This is a genomic window from Allorhodopirellula heiligendammensis (genome assembly GCF_007860105.1).
Taxonomy (GTDB): domain Bacteria; phylum Planctomycetota; class Planctomycetia; order Pirellulales; family Pirellulaceae; genus Rhodopirellula; species Rhodopirellula heiligendammensis.
Window position 1 is genome coordinate 1593175 of record NZ_SJPU01000002.1, and the last position, 23384, is coordinate 1616558.

The 23384-nt window shown below is 57.4% G+C and carries 14 protein-coding genes; 4 read left to right on the forward strand and 10 right to left on the reverse strand.

Features of this window, described 5'->3' with window-relative positions:
* The first annotated feature begins 6 nt into the window (after positions 1 to 6).
* The 3 genes from ileS to tnpA all read left to right on the forward strand — a co-directional run bounded on the left by ileS (position 7) and on the right by tnpA (position 4963).
* Positions 7 to 3582, forward strand: coding sequence for an isoleucine--tRNA ligase (ileS, locus tag Poly21_RS16300; protein WP_146407976.1), 3576 nt, complete (start codon positions 7 to 9; stop codon positions 3580 to 3582).
* Positions 3582 to 4196, forward strand: coding sequence for a phosphoribosylglycinamide formyltransferase (gene purN, locus Poly21_RS16305; protein ID WP_146407977.1), 615 nt, complete (start codon positions 3582 to 3584; stop codon positions 4194 to 4196). Before ileS ends, purN begins: the two co-directional genes overlap by 1 nt.
* A gap of 314 nt (positions 4197 to 4510) precedes the next feature.
* Positions 4511 to 4963, forward strand: coding sequence for an IS200/IS605 family transposase (tnpA, locus tag Poly21_RS16310; protein WP_146407978.1), 453 nt, complete (start codon positions 4511 to 4513; stop codon positions 4961 to 4963).
* Positions 4964 to 5127: 164 nt separating this feature from the next.
* Here the strand turns inward: tnpA and Poly21_RS16315 are convergent, their stop codons facing one another.
* The 10 genes from Poly21_RS16315 to Poly21_RS16360 all read right to left on the reverse strand — a co-directional run bounded on the left by Poly21_RS16315 (position 5128) and on the right by Poly21_RS16360 (position 21806).
* On the reverse strand, positions 5128 to 5490 hold the full coding sequence (locus tag Poly21_RS16315) for a 2Fe-2S iron-sulfur cluster-binding protein (protein ID WP_146407979.1): 363 nt from the start codon (positions 5488 to 5490) through the stop codon (positions 5128 to 5130).
* Between the two features lie 51 nt (positions 5491 to 5541).
* Positions 5542 to 6837, reverse strand: coding sequence for a diaminopimelate decarboxylase (locus Poly21_RS16320; RefSeq protein WP_146407980.1), 1296 nt, complete (start codon positions 6835 to 6837; stop codon positions 5542 to 5544).
* A gap of 279 nt (positions 6838 to 7116) precedes the next feature.
* Positions 7117 to 8331, reverse strand: a complete 1215-nt coding sequence (locus Poly21_RS16325) for a purple acid phosphatase family protein (protein ID WP_302119210.1) — start codon at positions 8329 to 8331, stop codon at positions 7117 to 7119.
* Positions 8332 to 8570: 239 nt separating this feature from the next.
* Positions 8571 to 9536 carry a hypothetical protein gene (locus Poly21_RS16330; protein ID WP_302119211.1) on the reverse strand — a complete coding sequence of 322 codons (966 nt, stop codon included), beginning with the start codon at positions 9534 to 9536 and terminating at the stop codon, positions 8571 to 8573.
* Positions 9533 to 10957, reverse strand: a complete 1425-nt coding sequence (locus Poly21_RS16335) for a DUF1501 domain-containing protein (protein WP_146407981.1) — start codon at positions 10955 to 10957, stop codon at positions 9533 to 9535. The genes Poly21_RS16330 and Poly21_RS16335 overlap by 4 nt, the downstream gene beginning before the upstream one ends.
* On the reverse strand, positions 10950 to 14132 hold the full coding sequence (locus Poly21_RS16340) for a PSD1 and planctomycete cytochrome C domain-containing protein (RefSeq protein ID WP_146407982.1): 3183 nt from the start codon (positions 14130 to 14132) through the stop codon (positions 10950 to 10952). The genes Poly21_RS16335 and Poly21_RS16340 overlap by 8 nt, the downstream gene beginning before the upstream one ends.
* 194 nt (positions 14133 to 14326) lie before the next feature.
* Entirely contained in the window at positions 14327 to 14827 is a 501-nt protein-coding gene (locus Poly21_RS16345) for an outer membrane protein (protein WP_146407983.1), read from the reverse strand.
* Between the two features lie 359 nt (positions 14828 to 15186).
* A complete protein-coding gene (locus tag Poly21_RS16350; RefSeq protein WP_146407984.1) occupies positions 15187 to 16635 on the reverse strand; it encodes a DUF1501 domain-containing protein in 1449 nt (482 codons plus the stop codon).
* A gap of 123 nt (positions 16636 to 16758) precedes the next feature.
* Positions 16759 to 20106 carry a DUF1553 domain-containing protein gene (locus tag Poly21_RS16355; RefSeq protein ID WP_146407985.1) on the reverse strand — a complete coding sequence of 1116 codons (3348 nt, stop codon included), beginning with the start codon at positions 20104 to 20106 and terminating at the stop codon, positions 16759 to 16761.
* A gap of 506 nt (positions 20107 to 20612) precedes the next feature.
* Positions 20613 to 21806 (reverse strand): phosphoglycerate kinase, encoded by a 1194-nt coding sequence (locus Poly21_RS16360; RefSeq protein ID WP_146407986.1) that lies wholly within the window; start codon positions 21804 to 21806, stop codon positions 20613 to 20615.
* Between the two features lie 322 nt (positions 21807 to 22128).
* Here Poly21_RS16360 and Poly21_RS16365 point away from each other — a divergent pair, with 322 nt between their 5' ends.
* Positions 22129 to 23148, forward strand: a complete 1020-nt coding sequence (locus Poly21_RS16365; protein ID WP_302119216.1) for a hypothetical protein — start codon at positions 22129 to 22131, stop codon at positions 23146 to 23148.
* The last annotated feature ends 236 nt before the right edge of the window (positions 23149 to 23384 follow it).

Genomic DNA, 23384 nt, shown 5'->3' on the forward strand with positions numbered 1-23384 from the left:
TTTTCGATGTCCGCGAAACCCGGCCCCGCTGCCTCGTCGACTGTTCCTTCCTCGGCCCCTACCAAGGCGTTTCGCGCCGCCGCGGCCAGCCCCTCGTTTCCCGCCCTCGAAGAAGAGGTGCTGGCGTTTTGGGATGAACAGCAGATTTACGAGAAATCGCTCGCCCGGCGGGCGGACGCGCCGACCTTCGTATTCTTCGAAGGTCCCCCCACAGCCAATGGGATGCCGCACCCTGGCCACTGTCTGACCCGGGCGATCAAGGACGTTTTTCCCCGCTACAAGACAATGCGAGGGTACCGCTGTGAACGCAAAGCCGGCTGGGATACGCACGGATTGCCCGTCGAAGTGGAAGTCGGCAAAGAACTCGGGATCCACTCCAAAGAGGAAATCGAGGCCTACGGTGTCGAACCATTTATTCAGAAATGTCAGCAGAGTGTGTGGCGCTACATGCGGGAGTGGGAAACACTCACCCGCCGGCTAGGCTTTTGGGTCGATCTCGGCGAGGCCTACGTCACCTATCACCAATCGTATGTCGAGAGTGTCTGGTGGAGCCTCAAAAATCTGTTTGATCGTGGGTTGCTCTATCAAGGTCACAAAATCGTGTGGTGGTGGGCGCAGGGCGGCACCGCCTTGTCCGCGGGCGAGGTCGGCCAGGGCTACCGCGAGGTGGCCGACCCGAGTGTCTATGTTCTGTTTCCATTGGTCGCCGCCTCGGCTGAAGCCCCCAAACGGTCACTCGTTGTGTGGACGACGACGCCGTGGACTCTTCCCAGCAACATGTACGCCGCCGTGAAGGCGGATTTGGACTACGCCGTGGTCGAGGATACCGAGACGGGCGAACAACTCGTGCTGGCCGCCGCTCTCGTCGAAACACTCGCGGCCAAGATCAAACGCGAACTGAAAATTGTCGAGACCATCTCCGGTGCATCCTTGGTGGGACATCGCTATGAACCGCCCTTCGCGGACTATCGCGAGCGATTGGGCGATCCTCAGGGTACGCTCAAGACCAGCGAGCGTGAGCATCGGTACTGGCGCGTCGTCGCCGCGGACTTCGTCACAACGGATTCAGGTAGTGGACTGGTGCATCTGGCGCCGGCGTTCGGCGAAGTCGATTACGAGGTCTTCAGTGAACAGCGATCACGATTTGCTGAGGGCGAGGGGCCGGACCTGCTCTGCGCCGTTGGCCCAGACGGCAAATTCACTGATGAGTTCCCCGCGATGAAAGGTGAGTGGGTCAAGTCGACCGACAAGGCACTCACGCGGCAACTTCGCGATGGTGGCCGGTTGCTGCACCAAGAACAATACCTGCACGACTACCCATTTTGTTGGCGGGCGGACGAGGATCCGTTGATCCAGTACCCGCGTGAGAGCTGGTTCATTCGCACGACTCAGTTCCGCGATTTGATGCTCAAGAACAACTCACAGATCGGGTGGCAGCCCGAGCACATTCGCGACGGTCGGTTCGGTAACTTTCTTGACAGCAACGTGGACTGGGCGCTCTCACGGGAACGCTATTGGGGCACGCCGCTACCGATCTGGGTTTGCCAAGCGACTGGGAAAATGGAAGCGGTCTGCAGCTATGATGAACTGCTCGCCAAACCCGACGTGCAGGGTACGGAAGTCTGGGCGGAGGCCAAACAAGCCAATCCGGAGTTAGCCGACGATCTACGCGTCCACAAGCCGTACATCGACGCGGTGACGTACGCGTCGCCGTTTGCCAAAGATGCGCGGATGAAACGTGTCACGGAAGTGATCGATTGTTGGTATGACAGCGGTGCGATGCCCTTTGCGCAGTGGGGTTGGCCGCACCAGAACGCGGATCGCTTTGCCGAACAATTCCCAGCGGATTTTATCAGCGAAGCAATCGATCAAACCCGTGGTTGGTTCTACAGCCAATTGGCGATTAGCACGATGCTCTTCGGCGAGGGAGCATCGGTCGATGTCAGCGATGCGCCTGCAACGAGTGTGGACGATACGTCGACGCAATTGGCCAGTCGCCGCGCCGAACAGGCCTACCCGCATCCCTACCGCAACTGCATCGTACTGGGATTGATGCTCTCGCAGTGGTTCGAGGCGACCAATGAAGCTGGCGCGAAGGTCGTCGCACTGACGCCAGAAGAAACAGCCGAGCATCCGGGCCTGTCCTTCACGAAGAAGACGGGCAAAATGTCCAAGCAATTGCGAAACTACCGCAGTCCCTCGGAGATCTTTGATCGCTATGGCGCTGACGCGATGCGTTGGTACTTTTTCGCCAACCAGGCTCCGTGGAATTCGATCATCTATTCCGATAGTGCGATCCGTGATTCGATTCCTGAGTTTCTGCTGCGGTTATGGAATACTTTCAGCTTCTTCACGATCTACGCGGAGATCGATGGTTTTGATCCCACGACTGCCACTGCCGCCGACGATCAATTGACACCGGAAAGCCTCGCATCCGCACCGACGTATCGTCCGGTTTCGCAGCGAAGTGAAATCGATCGCTGGATCCTCTCGGAACTGAATGTCGCAATCAGCACCATCACCGATCGTATGGATCGCTTGGATAACTACAACGCTTGCGGCGCGATCACGTCGCTGCTCGATGGGCTGAGCAATTGGTATGTCCGCCGCAGTCGCGATCGCTACTGGGCCAAGGACTCGCAGTCCGCTGACAAGCATGATGCGTACTGGACGCTGTACGAGGTGCTCGTCCAACTCACGAAATTGATCGCTCCATTCGTACCGTTCTTAGCCGATCGCTTGTGGCAAGAGCTTACCCGACCGTTCGGCGATCGGGTCCTAGCCAGCGTTCACCTGTGCGACTATCCGCAGGCCAACACCGAGCGTATCGATACGGAGTTATCGACATCCATGAAGGTGCTCCGTGAGATCGCTTCGCTAGGCCGGGCGGCTCGCGCCGATGCCAAGTTAAAGGTTCGCTTGCCGCTCGCGGCGGTCGAGGTAGTGCTGAGCGAAGACACTCAGATCGCTTGGCTGCAGTCACACGATTCGCTCGTGCGGGAAGAACTTAACGTCAAGTCGGTCGCCTACACGACCGATGGTGGCGACTACGTGCAGTACAGCGTCGTGCCGAATTTCAAACGGCTCGGACCCAAAGTAGGCAAGCAGATTCCTGTTGTCAAAAAGCTGCTCGGAGACGCTGACGGGAATGCACTACTCAGCCAGTTGCAATCGACTGGGGTGGTTTCGTTATCGCTACCCGACGGCAGTACGTTGGAGCTCGATAACGAGGATATCGAGGTGCGGTTGCAAGCACGCGAGGGTTGGGCCGCTGCGCAGGGGCCATCCTGCGTTGTGGTGCTCAATACTGAGGTTACCGAAGATTTGCGGCGTGAAGGCATCGCGAAAGATTTGATTCGTGCGATTCAAAGCCAGCGGAAGGAGATCGAGTGTGACTACACCGATCGAATCGAAGTCGGCGTGGTAACGCCGGATGCCGACACGCTGCTGGCGATCGAAAGTCATCGCGAGATGATCTGCCAAGAAACGTTGGCCAGGCGGCTGGTGATCGAGACGCTACCGAACGTGAATGCGGTTGAGATCGAAAATGGCGAACTGTTTGTAACGCGGGTGAGTGATTGATGTCCGACTCCAACGGTTCTGACAAACTTCCCATCGCTGTTTTTCTCAGCGGTAGTGGACGCACCCTTGCGAACTTGATCGAGCATCGGGACCGGCATGATCTGCCAATCGATATTCGATTGGTGATCAGCAGCCGCAGCGACGTGCGTGGCGTGCAGATCGCCAGAGAAGCTGGGATTGAAACGCTGGTCGTTCGCCAGCGTGACTATCCAGACGCCAACGGCTATAGCGCCGCGATGTTCGCACCGCTGGGTGAACGGAAAATCGAATATGTTGTCATGGCAGGGTTCCTCAGACACGTTTTGATTCCAGACGCATTTGAAAACCGGGTGTTGAACATTCACCCGTCATTGCTTCCCGGGTTCGGCGGCCAGGGCATGTACGGCCATCACGTCCATGCCGCTGCGATCGAGCGGGGCGTGAAGATCACCGGATGCACAGTGCACTTCGTTGACAACGAGTATGACAACGGACCGATCCTGCATCAGCGAGCCTGTCCGGTACTTGCTGACGACACGCCGGATACCTTGGCCGCGAGAGTGTTCGAACAAGAATGCCTGGCGTTACCCGAAGCGATCCGAATGCTGGCGGGCGATTTGAGAAATTCGGTTTAATAAGTCGCGAGCTGTCGTCCCTGTCGGGACTACCCAAGATTGTCGCATATTAGCGACCGGCGGCTTGTGCCGCCGGCAAGGGGTTGCCGTCCCTACCGGGACTGAAAGCTGGCGGTCAATACAGTAGTGATCCGAAACAGTCCCAGCAGGGACGACTGCGCCTGCAGGTGGCGCAAGCCCGCGCACGGCCGAAACAGTCCTGGCAGGGACGACAACCCCATGCCGGTGGCGCGAGCCACCGGTTGGTCTGCTAACCTAGATTTAAATAGTCCCGAAGGGACGACAGCCTCAGGCATACTCAGGGGATCTTTGCAATGTCTGGTACGCACCACCAGTTGCTCTATCACTTGGTTTTTAGCACGAAGCACCGCAAGCCTTACCTGCAATCGCAGACTCGCGAGACGATGTTCGAGTATCTAGGCGGCACGGTAAAAGGGTTGGATGGTGTACCGATGATTGTTGGCGGTTGGGTCGATCATGTCCACTTGTTGGTGAAGTTAAAAACCACTCATTGCTTAAGTGATTTTATGAGAGAGCTCAAGGCATGCACGTCCCGAAAATTCAACGAAGAATCAGGAAAGCAACACAAGTTTGGGTGGCAAGATGGATACGGTGCGTTTACCGTCGGTCGATCCCAATTGGATAGCGTGACTCGCTACATTGAGAAGCAAGAGCAACACCATTCCAAGGAAACATTCCAGGAGGAATATGTTCGGATGTTGCAGCTCTGCGAGATCGAATATGACCCAAAGTATCTATGGGATTGATCGGGCTGTCGTCCCTACCGGGACTGAAAGCTGGCGGTCAATGCAATGATCCGAAACAGTCCCGGCAGGGACGACAACCCCATGCCGGTGGCACGAGCCACCGGTCGGTCTGCTAACCTAATATTAACCAGTCCCGAAGGGACGGCAGACGGCGCGGTGTCCGTTTACTTCGTTGTCCACACTGGCGAGGGCTCGATCTCGTCGGCGACGGGGCCACCTTGATCTTTACGGCCGCTGCCTTCGAGCCGGCTGATCAACCGCACGCTCATGTCCTGATCGCAAGCGATCTGGCAACTCAGTCGTACGCCGGGCTCGGTGATCTCGCGTACCTTCAAAAGCTCCTTCTCCGCTGCGGTGATCTTCTCCGGTTCACCGTCGATGAATTCCACGCGGCAAGTCGTGCACCGCGCGGCACCACCACAGGCGTGCAGTTGGTCGGTGCCAGCGTCTTGGACGAGAGCTGAGACGAGACGCTTGCCATCGGCGACATCAAAAGTTCCGACGTTCTCTACAGTGAGTTTTGGCATGAGTTGAATTTTGAAGGTTGGGGAGAGATGAGTAAAAGTTGGTGGAGTGAGTCAGGCACCAGCGGTGGACTGCTTACAAGCAATTTTGACGGAGTCGAAATCGACGGTGGCGAAGTAATCGTCAAGCGTTTCGGCGCGGCGAATCTCGCGGACCTCGCCGGCATCGTTGTAGAGAAGCTCCGCCGAACGCAGTCGTCCGTTGTACTGGAAACCCATCGAATGAGCGTGTGCGCCCGCATCGTGGATGACGAGGATGTCACCAACCTCGGTCTTCGGCAGTTCGCGATCGACTGCGAACTTGTCGTTGTTCTCGCACAGCGAACCAACGACATCGACGGTTTGCTCTGCAGGCACGTTCTCCTTGCCGAGCACGCTGATATGGTGGTAAGCACCATACATGCCCGGGCGCATCAGATTGCTCATGCAGGCATCGACGCCGACGTAGTTCTTGTACGATGTTTTCTGGTTGATCACTCGCGTGACCAGGAATCCGAAAGGCCCCGTCATGGCCCGGCCATTTTCCATCATCAAGCGGAGTGGGGCGAGTCCGGCGGGAACGAGCTTGGACTCGTACAAGGCTCGCACGCCTTGGCCGAACTCTTGTAGGTCAATGCCCTGCTGCTCAGGACGATAGGCGACACCGATGCCGCCGCCGAGGTTAATGCACTCGACCGCCACGCCGGTTTTTTCGTGAATTTGGACTGCCAGTTCGAATAGCATTTCTGCGGTCTGCAAAAGTGCTTCGACGCTCAGTTCGTTCGACACCACCATGGCGTGCAGGCCGAAACGGGTGATCCCGAGTTCGGCGCATCGTGCGTAGCCTTCGAATATCTGGTCGCGGGTGCAGCCAAATTTGGCTTCTTTGGGATCGCCGATGATCACGTTACCCTGGCGCTCGGGGCCGGGGTTGAAGCGGAATGACACCATCTCGGGCAGGCTGTCGAGTTGGGTGAGCTGGTCGATGTGATGAGGTGTGTCGAGATTGATGATCGCCCCAAGTCGAGTGGCAACGGCGAATTCCTCGACCGTCGTGTTGTTCGAGGTAAACATCACATCGTGGCCGGTAATGCCCAGTCGCTCGCACGTGATCAGCTCGGCAACACTGCTGCAATCAGCGCCGCTGCCCTCTTCGGCCATCATCGCCACGATATGCGGGTTCGGCGTTGCTTTGACCGCGAAATATTGCTGAAACCCGTCGTTCCACGCGAACGCTTCGGACAGCTCCTGGGCTCGGCGGCGGATGCCGTCTTCGTAATACAGCACGAACGGAGTGGGATGGTCAGCGATGACCCGCTCGATGAACGAGCGGTCGAAAGGCAGCGATTGGGTGGGCGAAGTATTAGCCATGAGGGTCCAAGCCGGAAAAGAAGCATTTCTGACGTCAGCACCGGGGATTTGACAACAACGACTGCCCAGTGCGCGTCAATCAGGATAGTCGCCCCCGTCGATTTGGAAAACCTCACCGAGTAGCCGAGTAGCCGAGTAGCCGTGTCTCTCCGAGACACGAGTCCCCATTTTCTCAACACATCAGTATCAGACTAGACGTCTCCGAAGAAATCGCTTGCGAGCCTCGGAGAGGCTCGGCTACTCAGTTGTGAAGATCCGAGCCATCGCGGGGACAACGCGTTACGGTGCGGCTACCGTCGCACGAATGGGACGCGAGAACTCGTCTCGTACCTCGCCGCCCAGCAGGACACATTTGCCATCGAGTTTTTCTTTTTCGAAGGTGAGCACGAAGATGTGATTTCCCTTGTCGGCCATGCCAGGCGACTCCAGGAACCAGCGATCGGTTTTGGGAGTTCGCTGAGGAACTCCCAGGCCACCTTCGCCAATGTACACGACGCCACTTTCATCAATTTTACCACCACGAATCGGCACGGTGCGTTTGATGTTGTGTCCGTCGGCTTCGCATGCCAGGTCGATGTTGTATTCCTCGAACAGAGGAACCCAACTTTTCAGTCCAGCTCCCGGTCCCTTGACGGCGGGATAGACGGGGCGATGGTACTGGACGAGGAGCCAGCGATTGTTCGGCCGTGACCTTTCGAGCTCTTGGGCAAGCCAATTCGCTTGGTCCCCCGCCGTGCTGATTTCAGAATTCAGCGTGACGAAGCGAACTTCGGGGCCGATGTTGATGCCGTAGTAATTGAGATCACTTTCGGGAAACCCAAAGACTTCATTAAATGGCTTGCCGTGGTCGTGATTTCCACGGGCAGGAATGATCGGCAACAGGCGACCGTCGGGAGCGGTGGTAAGCTCGTGATCCGACAGCCATGCCGACCACAGGTCCATCTTCTTGCCATCGACGATATAGTCGCCTCCGTGGGCGAATGCCAGAATATCATCGGCGGGGTCGTCGTTTTCGTATGACTCCGCGAACATCTTAGCAATCATCGCGTTCACCTCGCGCCGCGTCTCGCGATCCGATCTTGAATCCCCGCCATGGAGAATGCTGAACTCGCGATCAAGCACAGGGGCGGTCACAAAATAGAAGGCGGCTGATTCGTTCTTGTCGCTGATTAACTTGATTTCATACGCCGTGGCTGGTTCCAGATCCGTCAACTGAACCTGGTGGTAAAAAAGCTCGGTTTTGCCACCGGTGTATTGTCCAGTCCGGGCAAGCTGTTCTGCCGGTTCTTGATCATCACCTTTGACGTGATACTGAACCGAATGATACTGCCCCTGTTTGGCGGTGCTCCACAAGATGGTTGCCTTCGTGGATGGATCGTCCATCCAAACGACGCGCCACTGGGCAGGCTTCGTACCCTCGAGCGGGGCGTCCGCTGGAGCGACTGAAGCGAATGAACAGAACAGCAGTGCCGCGAGCGGGATAGTACGCATCATGGTGGCCGGAGCAGTGATAGTTGGAAGCAGGGTCATTGTGATTGATTTTCTGGGGTGTCGCGATGTTTTTGGTTGTTTGACAACTGTCGATAAAATGGCCCGTTTTTGGCGTAAGGGGCCAGTTGATTTACGATCCCCAGCGAGCCAGTCCACCTCGCCTCTCGCTAGCGCATCGGGTTAGTAAATGCGCATGTGAACAGCGAGAGCGACGAACTGACTAGCTACGGTTGTCATGACAGCTATCGACGAATGGCTATTTGGATCTTGTTTCGTGTTTCATCGAGTGTGTGTGTTTCGGATTCCGAGGTTTCTCTTGGCAATTGTAAGCGTGACGCTCGGGATATCGTCCAGTACCCAAAAATCGCTAGAGGTACGCCACCGTTGGCCGCCCGAAGCAACGTTTCGGGCCAAGCGCCGAAGCCGTAGGCAGTCATTCTACTCACAGCTGCGATGATCCCCCACACCGCCATGTAAAGTGCCACCGAGCGCCAGCGAGTGGGGATCAATAGCAACGCGACAACAAGGTCAATCACACCGACGACCACAAGGATTGTCTCGGCCGTCGTCTGACTCATGCTCATATGAGTCCACTGAAGATCTGAAAGCAGTATTAAATCAGTGAACGGACCATACCGTTCGACCGCTTTGTAGCCATGGGCCGCAAACGTCGCCGACGCCGCGATCATCAATAGCAGAACCGCCAACGGTGTTCCTCCGGAGCGTCCGCCTTTGACCAATGGGGAAGCGGCCGGGCGACCAGATAAAATAATCAGTGTCACGGGTGCGATGTAGCGAACGGCGTCCTCCGCCAATGTGAGTTCTGCCCACAGGGTTGCTCGCATCATGTGGGCGACTGCCATCACCAACAACCAACAGGCAATCCATCCTGCCGCGATGCGGTCAAGCCATGTCAATGCGGTCGGCAGCCCTGTGTCACCGAACCTGCGGTGCTTGAGCCAACCGATCAGACATAGCAGACCACCAGCGACAAGCGTCAACCACGTTCCTGCGTTGTCCATCGTTTGAGCGAGTGGCTCGGGCCAACCCCAGTCGAACAGGAGCCACTCAAAAACATGGCTCTCCCATTCGTTTTTTGAAAACAGGTATCGCCCGCTGAGCCCAATGCTCTGGATGGCGATCACGATTCTCAGGCAACCATCGAGCCACGCTGAGGACAATAATTGACGGTTTCCTTTCAGTGTCATCCGGTGACCAATTCGTTCATGACTCGTGCCTCTTCGACGCCTGTCAAGCGAAAGTCGAGGCCCTGGGAGGGGTACGTGAATCGCTCGTGATCGATGCCCATCTGATGCATCACCGTGGCGTGCATGTCACGAACATGGACGGGATTTTCGGCGACATTATAGCTGAATTCATCAGTGCTGCCGAAGGTCGTCCCCGCCCGCACGCCACCACCTGCCATCCACATTGTGAAGCAACGTGGATGGTGATCTCGCCCACCCTCGGGGCTGTCCCACTGCCCTTGCCCAGCGACACTGCGACCGAACTCGCCACCCCAGATGACCAACGTGTCCTCGAGAAGGCCCCGTTGCTTCAAGTCGGTCACCAATGCGGCACTGGCTTGATCGGTATCACGGCATCTCGCCGTGCACCAACTCTTCAGACGACTATGATGATCCCAGTCAGGGTGGAACAACTGGATGAACCGCACACCTCGCTCGGCCAACCGTCGCGCCAAGACGCAGTTCGCTGCGTAACTACCACCGCGGCGTGAGTCGGGGCCATAGAGCTTGAACGTCGACTCGGGTTCGTCACTTACATCGGTGAGTTCCGGGACACTGGTTTGCATCCGAAACGCCATCTCGTACTGCTTGATTCGTGTCTCCACTTCCGGATCGTTTACCTCGGCGTGTCGAATCTCATTCATCTCCCGCAGACCATCGAGCATCGAGCGACGTAGGTCACGCGGCATTCCAGGGGGATCGTTCAGATACAGCACCGGTTCGGCAGCACTTCGCAGCTTTACGCCCTGGTAAACCGAGGGCAGAAAGCCACTGCCCCAGTAATGGTCGTACAACGGCTGGTCACTGCCCCGGCTCATCTTTGAGAGTAGCACGATGTAGTCAGGCAGATCCTTGTTCTCGCTGCCCAGTCCATAGCTGAACCAACTCCCCATGCTGGGCCGCCCCGCCAAATGATGGCCCGTCAAGAACTTGGTCATGGCGGGAGCATGGTTGATCTGATCGGTCACCATCGATTTAACGAAACAGAGATCGTCGGCGACTTTGGCGGTATGTGGCAGCCAATTGCTGACCGTCGCACCGGATTCACCGTGTTGTCGAAATTTGGAATGCGCGGGCATGACCAATTGTGGCTTGCCACGCGTCATCCCCGTCAACCGCTGACCACCTCGCACACTCTCCGGCAATGGTTTGCCAGCCATGTCGAGCAGCCCCGGCTTGTCGTCGAACAGTTCAAGCTGCGACGGACCGCCGGACTGTGTTAAGAAAATAATGCGTTTTGCACGGGCCGCAAAATGCGGCAGCTCTGGCGGTGAAATGGCCGTCGCTGAAGCAGATTGTTGATCGAGGCAATTCAACGCCATCGCCCCCAAGCCGATGCCAGCACCCTGACCGAGAAAGTAACGACGAGTCGTTTCATTCATGTGTCATGCTCTCATCTAAATTAAAAATCATACTGGCGACCATCATTGTCGCCGCTAGGTCGATTGCATCTTCCTGGGAAGCGGTCGGTTGCTGGCCAACGGTTGTTAGCGAGATCGCTTGATGGGGATGTTTTGCGTAGTATCGACGCGCCGATTCATATTGATTGCGCAGCACTGTCAATTCGCTTTCGCTCGGCGGTCGACTCAGGATTGCTGTCATCAAACTCGTTAGTCTCGCTTTCCGCGGCCGCACTCGCACGGCAGAATCACTGATCGCGCGAGCGGCCTCGAGCGATGTCGAGTCGTTCATCAGTGTCAACGCGTGCAATGGGGTGTTGGTGCGTCGGACGTCGACCTCGCAGGTTCGCCGCATAGCGTTGTCGAATAGGAACGTTGGTGCACTCGTTCGCCTCCAAAATGCGTACACGGTGCGCCGGTACTGGGCCGGCCCAATGCTCGGTTGATAGGAAAATCGGCCCATAAACTGATCCTTCCACACACCCGGCGGTTGATAAGGAAACACGGGCGGTCCGCCGATAGTGTCATTGAGCAATCCGCTCGTTTTCAACAACGAGTCGCGAATCATCCAGCTCGGCAATCGGAATCTCGCACCGCGAGCGAGCCAGCGATTGTCGGGATCGGCCAGCAACAACTCGTCGCTGACGCGGCTGTCCTGTCGGTAGGTTTCACTGTTGACGATTTGGCGGATCAGTTGCTTGACATCCCATCCGCTCTCCATGAACTCGACCGCCAAGAAGTCCAATAATTGCGGATGTGTCGGCGATTCACCCTGCAGTCCAAAGTCCGCCGGGGTTCGCACCAATCCCGCTCCGAATAACAATTGCCAGATCTGATTGACGATGACGCGGGCCGTCAGCGGGTTGTCGCGGTCGACGATCCATTGGGCGAGTTCCAAGCGACTGGGGACCTGTTCGGCTGGTCGCGGCAAGACCGCCGGTAGTACAGCGGGGAAGACTTGGTCGCCGGGCGCATCCCAGACACCACGCAGCAACACATGCGTCTGCCTCGGAGCCTCTCGTTGCTTCAGCACCGTGACTTTCAGTTTTCCAGCTGCCGATATGGCTTGTTTTCGTTGCGACCGCGCAAATTGATCTCGTTGTACGGCGGATTGGTACGGCGGATAATCCTCCAGCCAATCTTGCCGCAAAGCGTCGACCAATCCGTCGTCGATGTCGCTCGGGAGGAATGGCTGGGTGGGATCGTCCGCGTGTCCGGAAATGGCGTCGGCCAAACGCTGCATGGGCATTTTTTTGATCGACCGGACCGCGCTGCCTCGTTGGTCGGTCAGGCTCAATCGAAACCGCCCGATCAACTCATGCGGCGCCAAGGATCGCTGCATCAGAACAATGTCGAGTCGCTGTTCGTCAGCGAGCGTGAGTGGCTCGGCGAGTTCAAACACAGCCGTATGTGTCGATACGACATCTTTCGTTCGTGTCGTCCAACCTGTGCGTGGATCGTCATCGAGCGTGCCTGAAACCTTGCCGTACTTGGAGTCCTCTCCTACCCCGTCCACACTGGCGATAGCACGCACGAAAGGTACGTCAATGACCTCCGTCGTCTGTCCACTACGGACCTGCAGCTTAACGTTGGTCAGTACAAACTCACCACTGGCGGCATGTGAGTATTTTCCATCGGTATGAGTATCATCAGCAAAGACTTCCAGTTTCACACCGGTCACGCGGTCGAGCGTTGTCTTACCGACTGTGATTTGAAAATCGTCTTGGACAGGAGGTTCGTTGCCTGAGCGAATGATCTGATCTGATTCCAGTTCGAGCGGAGTGCCCTCGATCGATGATAACTTCGCAGGTTCGACGTGATGCCAGGGCACAAATCCATCTGATGCCCGGTCAATTAGGCTCTGCAGCTCGTCTCGGAATTCGTTTTCCGCTGCCGCTGCGACATCGGCAACCGACTGCGACGTTTGCTTCACTAACCGCTCGGCTTCCTCGACCGCTGACTGTGCCTTGTCCGACTGGTATTCTAGGAACGGCCCTGCATTGCCTCCCGCCTGACCATCTTCGTCGATGCTGTCGAAGTACGCCGTCATGCTGTAGTAGTCATGCTGCGAAATAGGATCAAACTTATGATCGTGGCACTGGGTGCAACCGAGCGTGAGTCCCAGCCAGAGTGTGCCGGCCGTATTCGTTCGGTCTAACACATAGTCCACGCGTGATTCTGCCGGATCGCGACCGCCTTCTCCGTTATGCATGTGGTTGCGATGAAAGCATGTGGCCAACCGTGTTTCATCAGTCGCGTCAGGCAGTAGATCGCCCGCAAATTGTTGGATCGTGAACTCATCAAATGGCATGTTGTGATTGAACGCGTCGATCACCCAGTCTCGCCACGGCCAGTTCGCGCGAGTGGCATCCTGCTGGAAACCATCGGTATCGGCATAGCGAGCCCCGTCGAGCCACCACATCGCCATCCGTTCGCCAAAGTGCGGCGACAGCAGCGACTGATCGATCAGTTGATTCCAATCCGCTTCACTGGGGGCGTCACCCAACGCCGCGATTTGTTCCGAGGAAGGGGGCAAGCCGGTCAAATCGAATGATAGCCGCCTGGCGAGTGTGGGAACCGACGCTCGGGGCGCGAGATCGAGCTGCAGGTCCTCAGGAACGGCTCCCGACTGGGTGAGCTGAGCCATCCGCCAGCGAACGAAGTGATCGATGGGGAGCGTCCCGTCGTCGGGGACGTGAGCTTGTACAGGCGGTTCAAACGACCAGTGTTTGCCCCATGTCGCGCCCTGATCAATCCAGTCTCGCAGCGTTTGTACTTGGGCAGTCGTAAGTGGCTTCTTATGGGAGTCCTCCGGCGGCATTCGTATGTCCGGGTCACTCTCAATCGCACGGGCAATCAACTCACTGGCGTCCGCCTCGCCAGGCACAATCGCGGCATAGCCGCCAAGATCCTCGGTAGCACCCTCACGCACGTCCAACCGCAATCCAGCTTCGCGTGAACTCTCGTCGAACCCATGACAGGCGAAGCAGTTGTCGGACAAGATCGGTCGGACGTCGCGATTGAAATCAATCGGCTCATCCGCAGGGGCCACGGTGCCATTGATAAAAGACGTCAAGAACCAAAATCCCATCGGGACCGCGGTTCGCACCGCTGTCATGGAGAGATATTGTCGCCAGCGATAAAACAAATCGAGCATTCAAGTCTGTGGCGGGAAGAAGATTGGTAACGCGAGCATGCGAGTTCTACCAATCGCGTTGTGGTACTTTTGCAAATCGCAATGCTCATCGGCATCACAGTTGCAAAACCGGGCTTCCATTGTAACACAGCCAGGGCCCGAGATCAGCTCGTCAAACGTGCATCCCGCCATGACGGGGAGCCGATATGCTCATCTCAGAATTTCCAAGTAATCCCGAAGAGAGCCATGTCAATCCTCGGTTTTACGCCATAGGGTACGTCATACAGGATTTGCGCGTCGCTAAATTCTTCATGTCGATATTCAGCACGAACAAGCAGGCTGTTGGTCAATGCGCGTTCGATGCCTCCACCGACGGCGAAACCATCCAGAACTTCTTCGCCTGCATATGTTTGGCCAGTATTAATCTGATGTGTGAAGCCTTTGAATTCAGTGACCGCGTATCCCGCGGTGGCGAAGAACAGGGTTCGGTCAACTGCATATCCAAGACGACCACGAAACGACGCATTCCAGTCGGAGTGGCTGTTGCAATTGTATGCTCGGTTGCTACAGGGAAGGGTGCGTGAAAGGTCGGTTAGATAGAAGTCGCTTTCGACGCCAAACACCCAACGCGAAATTTGAAAGTTTTTGCCGAGGTATCCACCGCCTACGAAGCCGTCTGATTCAGGTTGGACATGAGACGTTGGCCGAACTGCAATCGAGCAATGATCCGCAGAGCAATCGCAGCAGGGGCATGAGCAGTTTTTGTATTCTCAATTTTGCTATCCTTCTATGGGCCAGATTCCGAGGGTCGCCAACTACGTGACCACTGCGGTGTTGTGTCCTGGCAATACAAGAAAGATATCGTTTTTTGAAGCAGTTTCACGTGCGCGATACTGTAGGAAAAAAAGTCGCTCGCTCGACGCCACCCTTTCTATCCGCAGACACGGAGTGCGCGGAACGCGATGTTCGCTACAACTCTCACGAATTACCAAAGTTGTCATGGGCGGGGGCATCGTTGTCCCGTCGCAGAAAGGTTGGCTCGCTCGGGACGCGGGTCCCGAGCTACGGATCCTGCTTAACTCAGTAACTCCTTCACAACCTCGCCGTGGACATCGGTTAGCCGATAGTCGCGGCCTTGGAAGCGATAGGTCAATCGTTCATGGTCGAGGCCGAGTTGATGGAGGATCGTCGCTTGGAGATCATGGACATGCATCGGTTTCTCCGCGACGGAAAAACCCAGTTCATCCGACGCACCATATTCGTACCCGGCCTTCACGCCGCCGCCTGCCATCCAAATAGTAAAGGCGTCGGGATAGTGGTCGCGGCCGAGAACAGTGCTGCCCGCCGTGCGACCTTCGCGAAACGGTGTCCGGCCGAATTCACCCGCCCATACGATCAAGGTCTCATCAAGTAGTCCGCGTTGTTTCAAATCTCGAATCAGGGCGGCGATCGGTTTGTCCATCGTCGCGCACTTACGCGTCAGCCCATCGGTAATGCCCTCGTTGGGGTTGGTGCCGTGAAAGTCCCAACCCCAATCGAACAACTGGACAAAACGCACGCCCGATTCCACCAACCGCCGCGCCAGCAAACAATTGTTAGCCAAGCTAGATCCACCGGGGGTTGCTCCGTAATCGTCGAGTGTCTGTTGCGACTCTTGCGAGATGTCCATTACCTCGGGGACTGCCGCCTGCATGCGAAATGCCAGTTCGTACTGGGCGATCCGTGTCAGCGTTTCGGGATGGCCCATCTCAGCGGCTTGCATTTGATTGAGGTCCCGCAACGCATCGAGGCTCTTGCGTCGCAGGTCGCGATGGATGCCAGGTGGATCGGACGAGTACAATACGGGATCACCCTTGGATCGGCATTGCACACCCTGGTACACCGACGGCAGAAACCCACTGCCAAACGAATTACTGCCACCGTTAGGTTGTACGCCGCTCGAGATCAACGCTACGAAACCGGGTAGGTTGTCATTCTCGCTACCCAGCCCGTAGGTCACCCACGATCCGATCGATGGGCGGCCCGAGCGTGGTGATCCCGTGAGCACAAACAGTTCCGCCGGAGCATGATTGAATTGGTCGGTGTACATCGAGTGGACGACGCACAGTTCATCGGCGACGTCGTGGAAATGCGGAATCGCATCGGACATCCACATACCAGCCTCTCCGACTTGCGACCACTTCCGTGGCGACCCCATTAACTTCGGCACGCCGGACGTGAACGCAAATTCTCGCCCCGCGAGAAATGCGTCGGGCACGTCTTGTCCATCACGAGCGACTAGCTCCGGCTTGCGATCGAACAGGTCGAGGTTGGGAGGTGAACCCGTCATATGCAGATAGATCACTCGCTTTGCTTTGGCGGGGAAATGTGTAGGCTGCACGGCGAGTGGATCTTCTGCGGTCCGGGCCGCAGCAGTTTCACCAGCGAGCAAGCTCGATAACGCAATTCCGCCCAAACCCGCTGTGGATTGTTGCAAGAAGTGGCGGCGGGTACGCAGTTGAAGTTGTTCGATTTGGGGGTCCATGGTCGCTTCCCTTGTTAGATCAATTTCGAGGAGCAGGGGGACAAAAAGTGGCAGCTGGCCGCTGATCGCTCCGTGTTCAGAGCAACGGTTCGCGGAGCGATCGACGATATGGTTTCGCGTCTCTTAACGTTTCATGAATGTTTCATCGAGATTCAAGATCACGTTGCTGAGCACGGTCCAGACCGCCAGTTCCGTTGTCGTGCATCGCGATGCCAGTTCATCTGTCAGGGGCCCGAGTGGTTCGGTCGCCATTGCTGCCGCCTCTTCGGTGTGTCGACCGTAATGACCCGTCAGCTCATCAATGAACGTGAGTAGCCGCGTCACTTCCGCGTCGCTCGGCCGGCGTAGTAAGACTTGCTCGAACATAAATGTGACGCGCAACTGCGGATCGTTCTCGGCCTCGATCGCGCGGCGAGCCAATGCCTGAGCGGCCTCGATATAGACCGGGTCGTTGAGCGTTACGAGGGCCTGCAGAGGTGTGTTCGTACGGATGCGGCGGACGGTACATACCTCACGATTCGGTGAGTCAAATTGGGCCATCGACGGATAGGGGCTCGACCGGCGCCACAGGGTGTAAAGACCTCGGCGGTAGCGATCCCCACCGCTGCTCGTCTTCCAGTCGGTGCCTGAACCGAAGGCGGCGCTCAGTCCCAGGTTCGGTTGCATCGGTTGCACCGGGGGGCCAAACATCTTGTCGCTGAGCAATCCGCTGACGAATAATGCTTGGTCACGTACGACCTCCGCGGTTGCCCGAAATCGAGGCCCGCGGGCAAGCAGTCGATTGTTGGGATCATCTTGAAATAACTCAGGTGTGGCCTGCGAACTCTGGCGATAGGTTGCTGATGTGACCAGCATCCGCAACAACGATTTCAAATTCCAGCCACCCTCACGCAGTTCCACCGCCAGATAATCGAGTAACTGAGGATGCGAAGGCATTTCGCCTTGGGAGCCAAAATCCTCGCTCGTGTCTACCAAGCCGATACCAAAGATTTGTTCCCAATGCCGATTGGCGATCACCCGAGCTGTCAACGGATTGTCCTCATCGACGAGCCAACGAGCGAGCGTCATTCGGTCAGGCCGCGATCCGCTGGCCACCTGCAGATCATGAAACGCTGCCGGTACTCCCGCACTGACTTCGTCGCCGGTACTGAGATAGCTACCTCGTTGCTGAACTTTCGTAACGCGACGCTTCGCCTCCGGCAGGTCTCGCATGACCGGCACGCTTGTTTCGGGAGTGAGTTTCGCCAACTCCGCTCGCCGCGTTTCTACTTGCGATCGAACATCCGCGAGCAGCGGTGTGACGGTGCGGTAGTACTCGGCGATCTGGTCTCGCTCGCTGTTAGTTCGCGCGCTCTCAGGCTTATCGATCGCTCGCTGAATCTTGGCCGGGATATCACGCCACTGGATCACACGATCATCGGATGTCATCGACAAGCGAAATCGTTTGGATTTGCTAGGTGGAACATTCAATCGGATCGTGAGCGTGCCGCCTGTGATTTCCTTAACCGCGTCTAGAACGTAGGACCCGTCCTCGCCAGCGATGGCGGTGAGATCCAGCGGAACGATGCCGGTGGTAACGTACCGATGCTGGGGAGACGGTACTGCGGGGGGACTGTGTTGCCACGTGACTTCTCGTTTCTCATCAAGCAGAGAGATTTTGAAACCTGTGAGTCGCTGCAGAATGGATTCACCTCCGTCGGTTCGATTCCAAATTACCAGCGAATCGATTGGTTGGATTGAGCCGAGATCCAACTCCAACCAAGGGTCTTGCTCCACTGCGGTATGGGTGACCGAACCGGAATTAAATGTGCCATCGGTGTTCCCATCGATTGCATACTGAACATTGCCGCCAAATCCTGTCGAACTTTGCGTTGCAGTCGCTGTGGTGGCAACATTGACGCCATTGGCGAACACTTGCAGTTCGGCGAGATGAATCATTTTCTTGTCGCCGGGAAGATCTATCCTGACGTAGCGAGCAGGGGTCACTGCAGACTCAGAGGGCGACCACGTCGCGTGGACATCGCTCACTGGCAATGCACTTTCATCGCCTGCGGGTGCCTCCAGCCGCAAGCCTGCCAGGGGTGCGTCCACCCCACAATTAATGACGATCTCGCCGGCATCGGATGAATCCGATGCGGTCACGATCCAGCCCTGACCGTCAACATCCAGCGCGCGGTCATTCAATGTCGCCGAGGTAGGCTGCAAGGCTTGCCATGTCGCGGGGGCGATCAGCTCGGCGACCCACTTTCGCTGGGCCGCTCGGATCTCAGGTGTTGAGTGATTGAGCGATTTCTCTAGCTCCGCGAGTTGGGTTTGCAATTCCCGTTTTCGCTGCTTCTGCTCGTCGGTCCAGATCGCCAGTACGGGTCGCTCATCGCGTTGGTCGGCGTCAGCGGTCTGGTTGAAAAAATCAAAGAATTGAAAGTATTCGTCGAGGGTGATCGGGTCGTATTTGTGTGTGTGGCACTGTGCGCACGCCATCGTCGTCCCCATCCACACCGCCATCGTCGTATTTACCCGATCGACGACGGCCACATTGCGGAACTCCTCGTCGTTGGTGCCGCCTTCATTATTCGTCATCGTGTTGCGGTGGAAGGCCGTCGCGATGAGCTGTGACTCGGTCGGGTCGTCCATCAGGTCACCTGCGATCTGTTCGATGGTGAATTCGTCGAAGGGCTTGTTCTCGTTGAGTGAGCGGATCACGTAGTCGCGATAGGCCCAAATCGTACGCATGGGATCATCGGCGTATCCGGCCGAGTCCGCGTAGCGGGCGAGGTCCAACCACACACTTGCCCAGCGTTCACCAAAGGTAGGTTTGGCGAGCATCTGATCAACATAGATTTCATAGGCATCGCTGCGCGGGTCGTTGGCGAAAGCAGACGCCTCCTGCCACGTCGGCGGCAGACCTGTCAGATCCAGTGCTACGCGGCGTGCGAGCGTTAAGCGATCCGCAGCAGGTGACGGCGTCAAACCTTCCGCTTCGAGCTTAGCCAACACGAAATAGTCGACCGCATTGATTGGCCAGGTTTCGTCGGTCACCGGTGGCAGCGGTGGTCGTTCTGGTTTGACGTAGGACCAATGCCTCGCGTAGTGAGCCCCCTGGTCGATCCAACGACGAATCAATTCGACGTCGGCGGGCGTGAAGGCGCGACCTTTTCCCTCGGGGGGCATTCGCAGATCCGCGTCGTCGGTCGTCAACCGCTCAATGATCTCGCTCGCCTCAGCATCACCGGGGGCGATCGCGGCATAACCACCCAAATCTTCTTGTGACCCGGCTTCGGTATCGAGCCTCAAATCCGTTACTCGGCTGCCTTCGTCGGGGCCATGGCAAACCAGACAATTTCCCGACAGCAGCGGGCGGATGTCCCGGTTGAAATCAATGACTTCGTCCGCCTCAGCGACGTGCGCGGGGGCAACCAGCCTGGAGACTGCAGCGACGAGCAGCAAATATCGGAATGGGATAGGCAACATCGACTCAGGTGGGAGAGAGGCGTCGATCGGGGGGAAGGGGGCCGGATGCTCAATCGAGCCCCGGCATCACTCATGGTACCCTGGACGCCAGGTTTCGTCGAGCAAATTGACCCCTGGAGGGCTTTCTGAGTGCCCCGCAGGATTCGAGAATATTGAAACGATCGAGTCAGAAATGCCGGCGAGGATGGAGCATGGGCGACTGTCGGGAGTTCTGGCCGACGCTGGGGATGACCGAAACGAACGATGTGGCTCAGAACGATGTGGCTCAGAACGGTTCAGTGCCAGAGACGTGCGAGCGGACCGCGCAACAAGCGTGAATTTTGAACCACGAAAGACACAAACCACACGAAAGGTCAGCGCTGGTCCATCCCCGTCCTTCTCGCATTTCGTGGTTGATTCAAGGACCGTCACGACGCAGCGCTCGCCATTGCACCCCGGACCCTGAGACGCACGGCAGACCGAACCCCGGACTCGCGTCCGGGGCGACCGGTTCCTAGCAGGCTGTATTACGCTTCGTCGAGCAAATCGACTGCCGTGAACGCTTTGCCTTCGAGCATGGCGAGTGAGGCGCCGCCACCGGTGCTGACGTGGCTGACACGGTCGGCGAAACCGAGTTGTTCGACGGCCGCGGCGCTATCTCCACCACCAATGATGCTGATCGCATCACTATCGGCAACCGCTTCGGCCACGGCGCGGGTACCTGCGTCCATCGGTGGCTTTTCGAACACACCCATCGGTCCGTTCCAGACGACGGTCTTGGCGTCCTTGATAATTTCGGCATACTTTTTGGCGGTTTCTGGGCCGATGTCCAAGCCTTCCATGCCGTCGGGGATCTGTCCGGCGGGGACGACTTTTTTGTTGCAACCTGCGATGTTGCCGAAGTCGTCGCCGCAGTGCGTATCGACAGGCAGGTGCAGTTTGCCATTGCTCTTGGCCAGCAGTTCCTTCGCCAAATCGACTTTGTCCTTCTCGACCAAGCTATCGCCGACCTGACCGCCCTGAGCCAGTGAGAAGGTGTAGGCCATCGCTCCGCCAATCAGGATGGCGTCGCAGATGCCCAGCAGATTGTTGATCACGTTGATCTTGTCGCTGACCTTGGCACCGCCGAGGATGGCGACGAACGGGCGCGCCGGGTTGCTAATCGCGTCGGCGAGATACTGGATCTCTTTGGCGACGAGGTGACCCACGACGCGAGGTTTGCCAGCCATGGCTTGCGGGACGGCGACCATGGAGGCGTCTTCGCGGTGGCAGGTGCCGAAGGCGTCATTACAGTACACGTCTGCCATCGCGGCGAGTTTGCCGGCGAATTCGGCGTCGCCTTTTTTCTCGCCGGGGTTGAACCGCAGGTTTTCCACCACAAGGACTTCGCCCGCCTTCAGCTCAGCGGCTTTGGCGTGGGCGTCTTCGCCGACCGTGTCGCTGGCGAAGTGGACGGGACTGCCAAGCAGCTCGCCGAGTCGCGTGGCAGCGGGAGCCAGCGAGAATTTTTCGTCGCCAGCACCACCGGTGGGCCGTCCCAGGTGGCTCATCAGAATCACCCTGCCACCCCGATCAACGACGCTGCGGATACTGGGTAGAGCCATCCGGATCCGCCGGTCGTCGGTGATCTCGTTTTGCTCGTTGAGCGGGACGTTGAAATCGACCCGCATAAGGACCGTTTTGCCAGCGACTTCGGTCTGATCGATCGTCTTTTTGGCCATCGCCAATTTGCTCCGGTTCTAGAAAAAAAAGCTGTAAAGTTCGAAATTGCATTGAGTTTTGTGTCCGTCGGCCAACCAGTATCGGCCAGATTCCAGCAGAGGCGAAGGGGCCGATGGTTTTTCCGCAGTCCTATCCCGGTTTCCTCACGTCCTACCACCGGCATAACCGAAACCAGAATAGGCACGGCTCCAGCTCAGTACTCTGAGCCGGAGTTGGAGTCAGTCAGTCGCGACCTTGGTGGAACGAGTCGCGGCGACGTTCGTCATTTACGAGCGATATTAACGCAATACGGGGGCGGTGCTGGTGATCTCCAGAACCACGATGGACGAAATAGGCGCGCATTGGAACTCGCGGTCGCTCCGGCTGACCGCTGGCTGCCTGCTGGCAATTCTGGCGGTGGAGGTGCAATCTGCTCCGGCGGTGCAGGCTCAGTCGCCACAGACTCGATTGTCGCATTCCCAAGCGGCGCAATTGTATGAGGAACCCGGCCAAGCAACCGCGCCGCAGGCGAGCAATTCTCGCCGGTTTCCCTCCGTATTCGGATGGGGACAGGACAGCGACGGGGCACCGCGAATCGGTTCGCCAGCTCATCGTGAGGCGATTATTCAGGCCCTGCCGCTGGATCGACTGACGCCGGACGCACGTGTTCAGATCCTAGAGATTGCCCAGAATCCGACGCTGTTTCGCCAATTGCCTAGCCAAGCGGTGCAGTGTGATCAAGACATGTTCCTGTTCCTGACACGCAATCCTGACGTGCTGGTTGGTTTATGGGACCTGATGGACATCACCAAAGTGCAATGCCAGCGTCTTGGCCCGTACCAGATCAAAGCGAGCGATCAGGCGGGAACGGTGTGTAAGGTCGATCTGGTCTACGGCGATTCCGAACAGCACATCTTCGTCGTGGAGGGGATGTACGATGGCAAAATGGTGCCCACCCCCATTCGCGGAAAAGGCGTGTTCGTATTGCACTCAGCCTACGCCCAGAACGCCGACGGCAACACGACCATTTCGGGCACGCTCGATTGCTTTGTGCAGTTGGAGAGTCTCGGATTGGATTTGATTGCGAGAACGTTCAGTCCGATCATTGGCCGTTCGGCGGACAGCAACTTCGTTCAGACCGCACGGTTTATTTCACAGGTCAGCCAAGCGAGCAGCCAAAATCCAGCCGCCATGCTGGACGTCGCCAATCGCTTACCGCAAGTCGAGCCGCCGGTTCGCAAAGCGTTCGCCGACACCATCGTGACCGTCGCCCGTCGCGGACGCGAAATCGTCGATACAGACGATGTCGCGAAAACAGCCGAGCGAGCTCGGTCGGCGGAATCCTCTGGGGTGACGCGGTAGGGAGAGGTGGGCGTGCCCCGCTTCGTTGGTCAAGATTCGAAGCACCCCGTCGCTACTGCAAGGCAAGCATAAGGCACAGTTAAGGCATCAAGACATAGGGACACGACACTTTACTGATACCTGGCGAGCGGCCCGTTAGAGCTAGACACATCAAGGCATAGGGACACGACACTTTACTGATACCTGGTGAGCGGCCCGTTAGAGCTAGACACCGATTCATGAGGTCTCCTCGGCCG

What these genes read in the sequence shown, in the direction of transcription:
- ileS (WP_146407976.1), top strand. Translation starts at nt 7, where the DNA reads ATGTCCGCGAAACCCGGCCCCGCTGCCTCGTCGACTGTTCCTTCCTCG.
- purN (WP_146407977.1), top strand. Translation starts at nt 3,582, where the DNA reads ATGTCCGACTCCAACGGTTCTGACAAACTTCCCATCGCTGTTTTTCTC.
- tnpA (WP_146407978.1), top strand. Translation starts at nt 4,511, where the DNA reads ATGTCTGGTACGCACCACCAGTTGCTCTATCACTTGGTTTTTAGCACG.
- Poly21_RS16315 (WP_146407979.1), bottom strand. Translation starts at nt 5,490, where the DNA reads ATGCCAAAACTCACTGTAGAGAACGTCGGAACTTTTGATGTCGCCGAT.
- Poly21_RS16320 (WP_146407980.1), bottom strand. Translation starts at nt 6,837, where the DNA reads ATGGCTAATACTTCGCCCACCCAATCGCTGCCTTTCGACCGCTCGTTC.
- Poly21_RS16325 (WP_302119210.1), bottom strand. Translation starts at nt 8,331, where the DNA reads ATGATGCGTACTATCCCGCTCGCGGCACTGCTGTTCTGTTCATTCGCT.
- Poly21_RS16330 (WP_302119211.1), bottom strand. Translation starts at nt 9,536, where the DNA reads ATGACACTGAAAGGAAACCGTCAATTATTGTCCTCAGCGTGGCTCGAT.
- Poly21_RS16335 (WP_146407981.1), bottom strand. Translation starts at nt 10,957, where the DNA reads ATGAATGAAACGACTCGTCGTTACTTTCTCGGTCAGGGTGCTGGCATC.
- Poly21_RS16340 (WP_146407982.1), bottom strand. Translation starts at nt 14,132, where the DNA reads ATGCTCGATTTGTTTTATCGCTGGCGACAATATCTCTCCATGACAGCG.
- Poly21_RS16350 (WP_146407984.1), bottom strand. Translation starts at nt 16,635, where the DNA reads ATGGACCCCCAAATCGAACAACTTCAACTGCGTACCCGCCGCCACTTC.
- Poly21_RS16355 (WP_146407985.1), bottom strand. Translation starts at nt 20,106, where the DNA reads ATGTTGCCTATCCCATTCCGATATTTGCTGCTCGTCGCTGCAGTCTCC.
- Poly21_RS16360 (WP_146407986.1), bottom strand. Translation starts at nt 21,806, where the DNA reads ATGGCCAAAAAGACGATCGATCAGACCGAAGTCGCTGGCAAAACGGTC.
- Poly21_RS16365 (WP_302119216.1), top strand. Translation starts at nt 22,129, where the DNA reads ATGGACGAAATAGGCGCGCATTGGAACTCGCGGTCGCTCCGGCTGACC.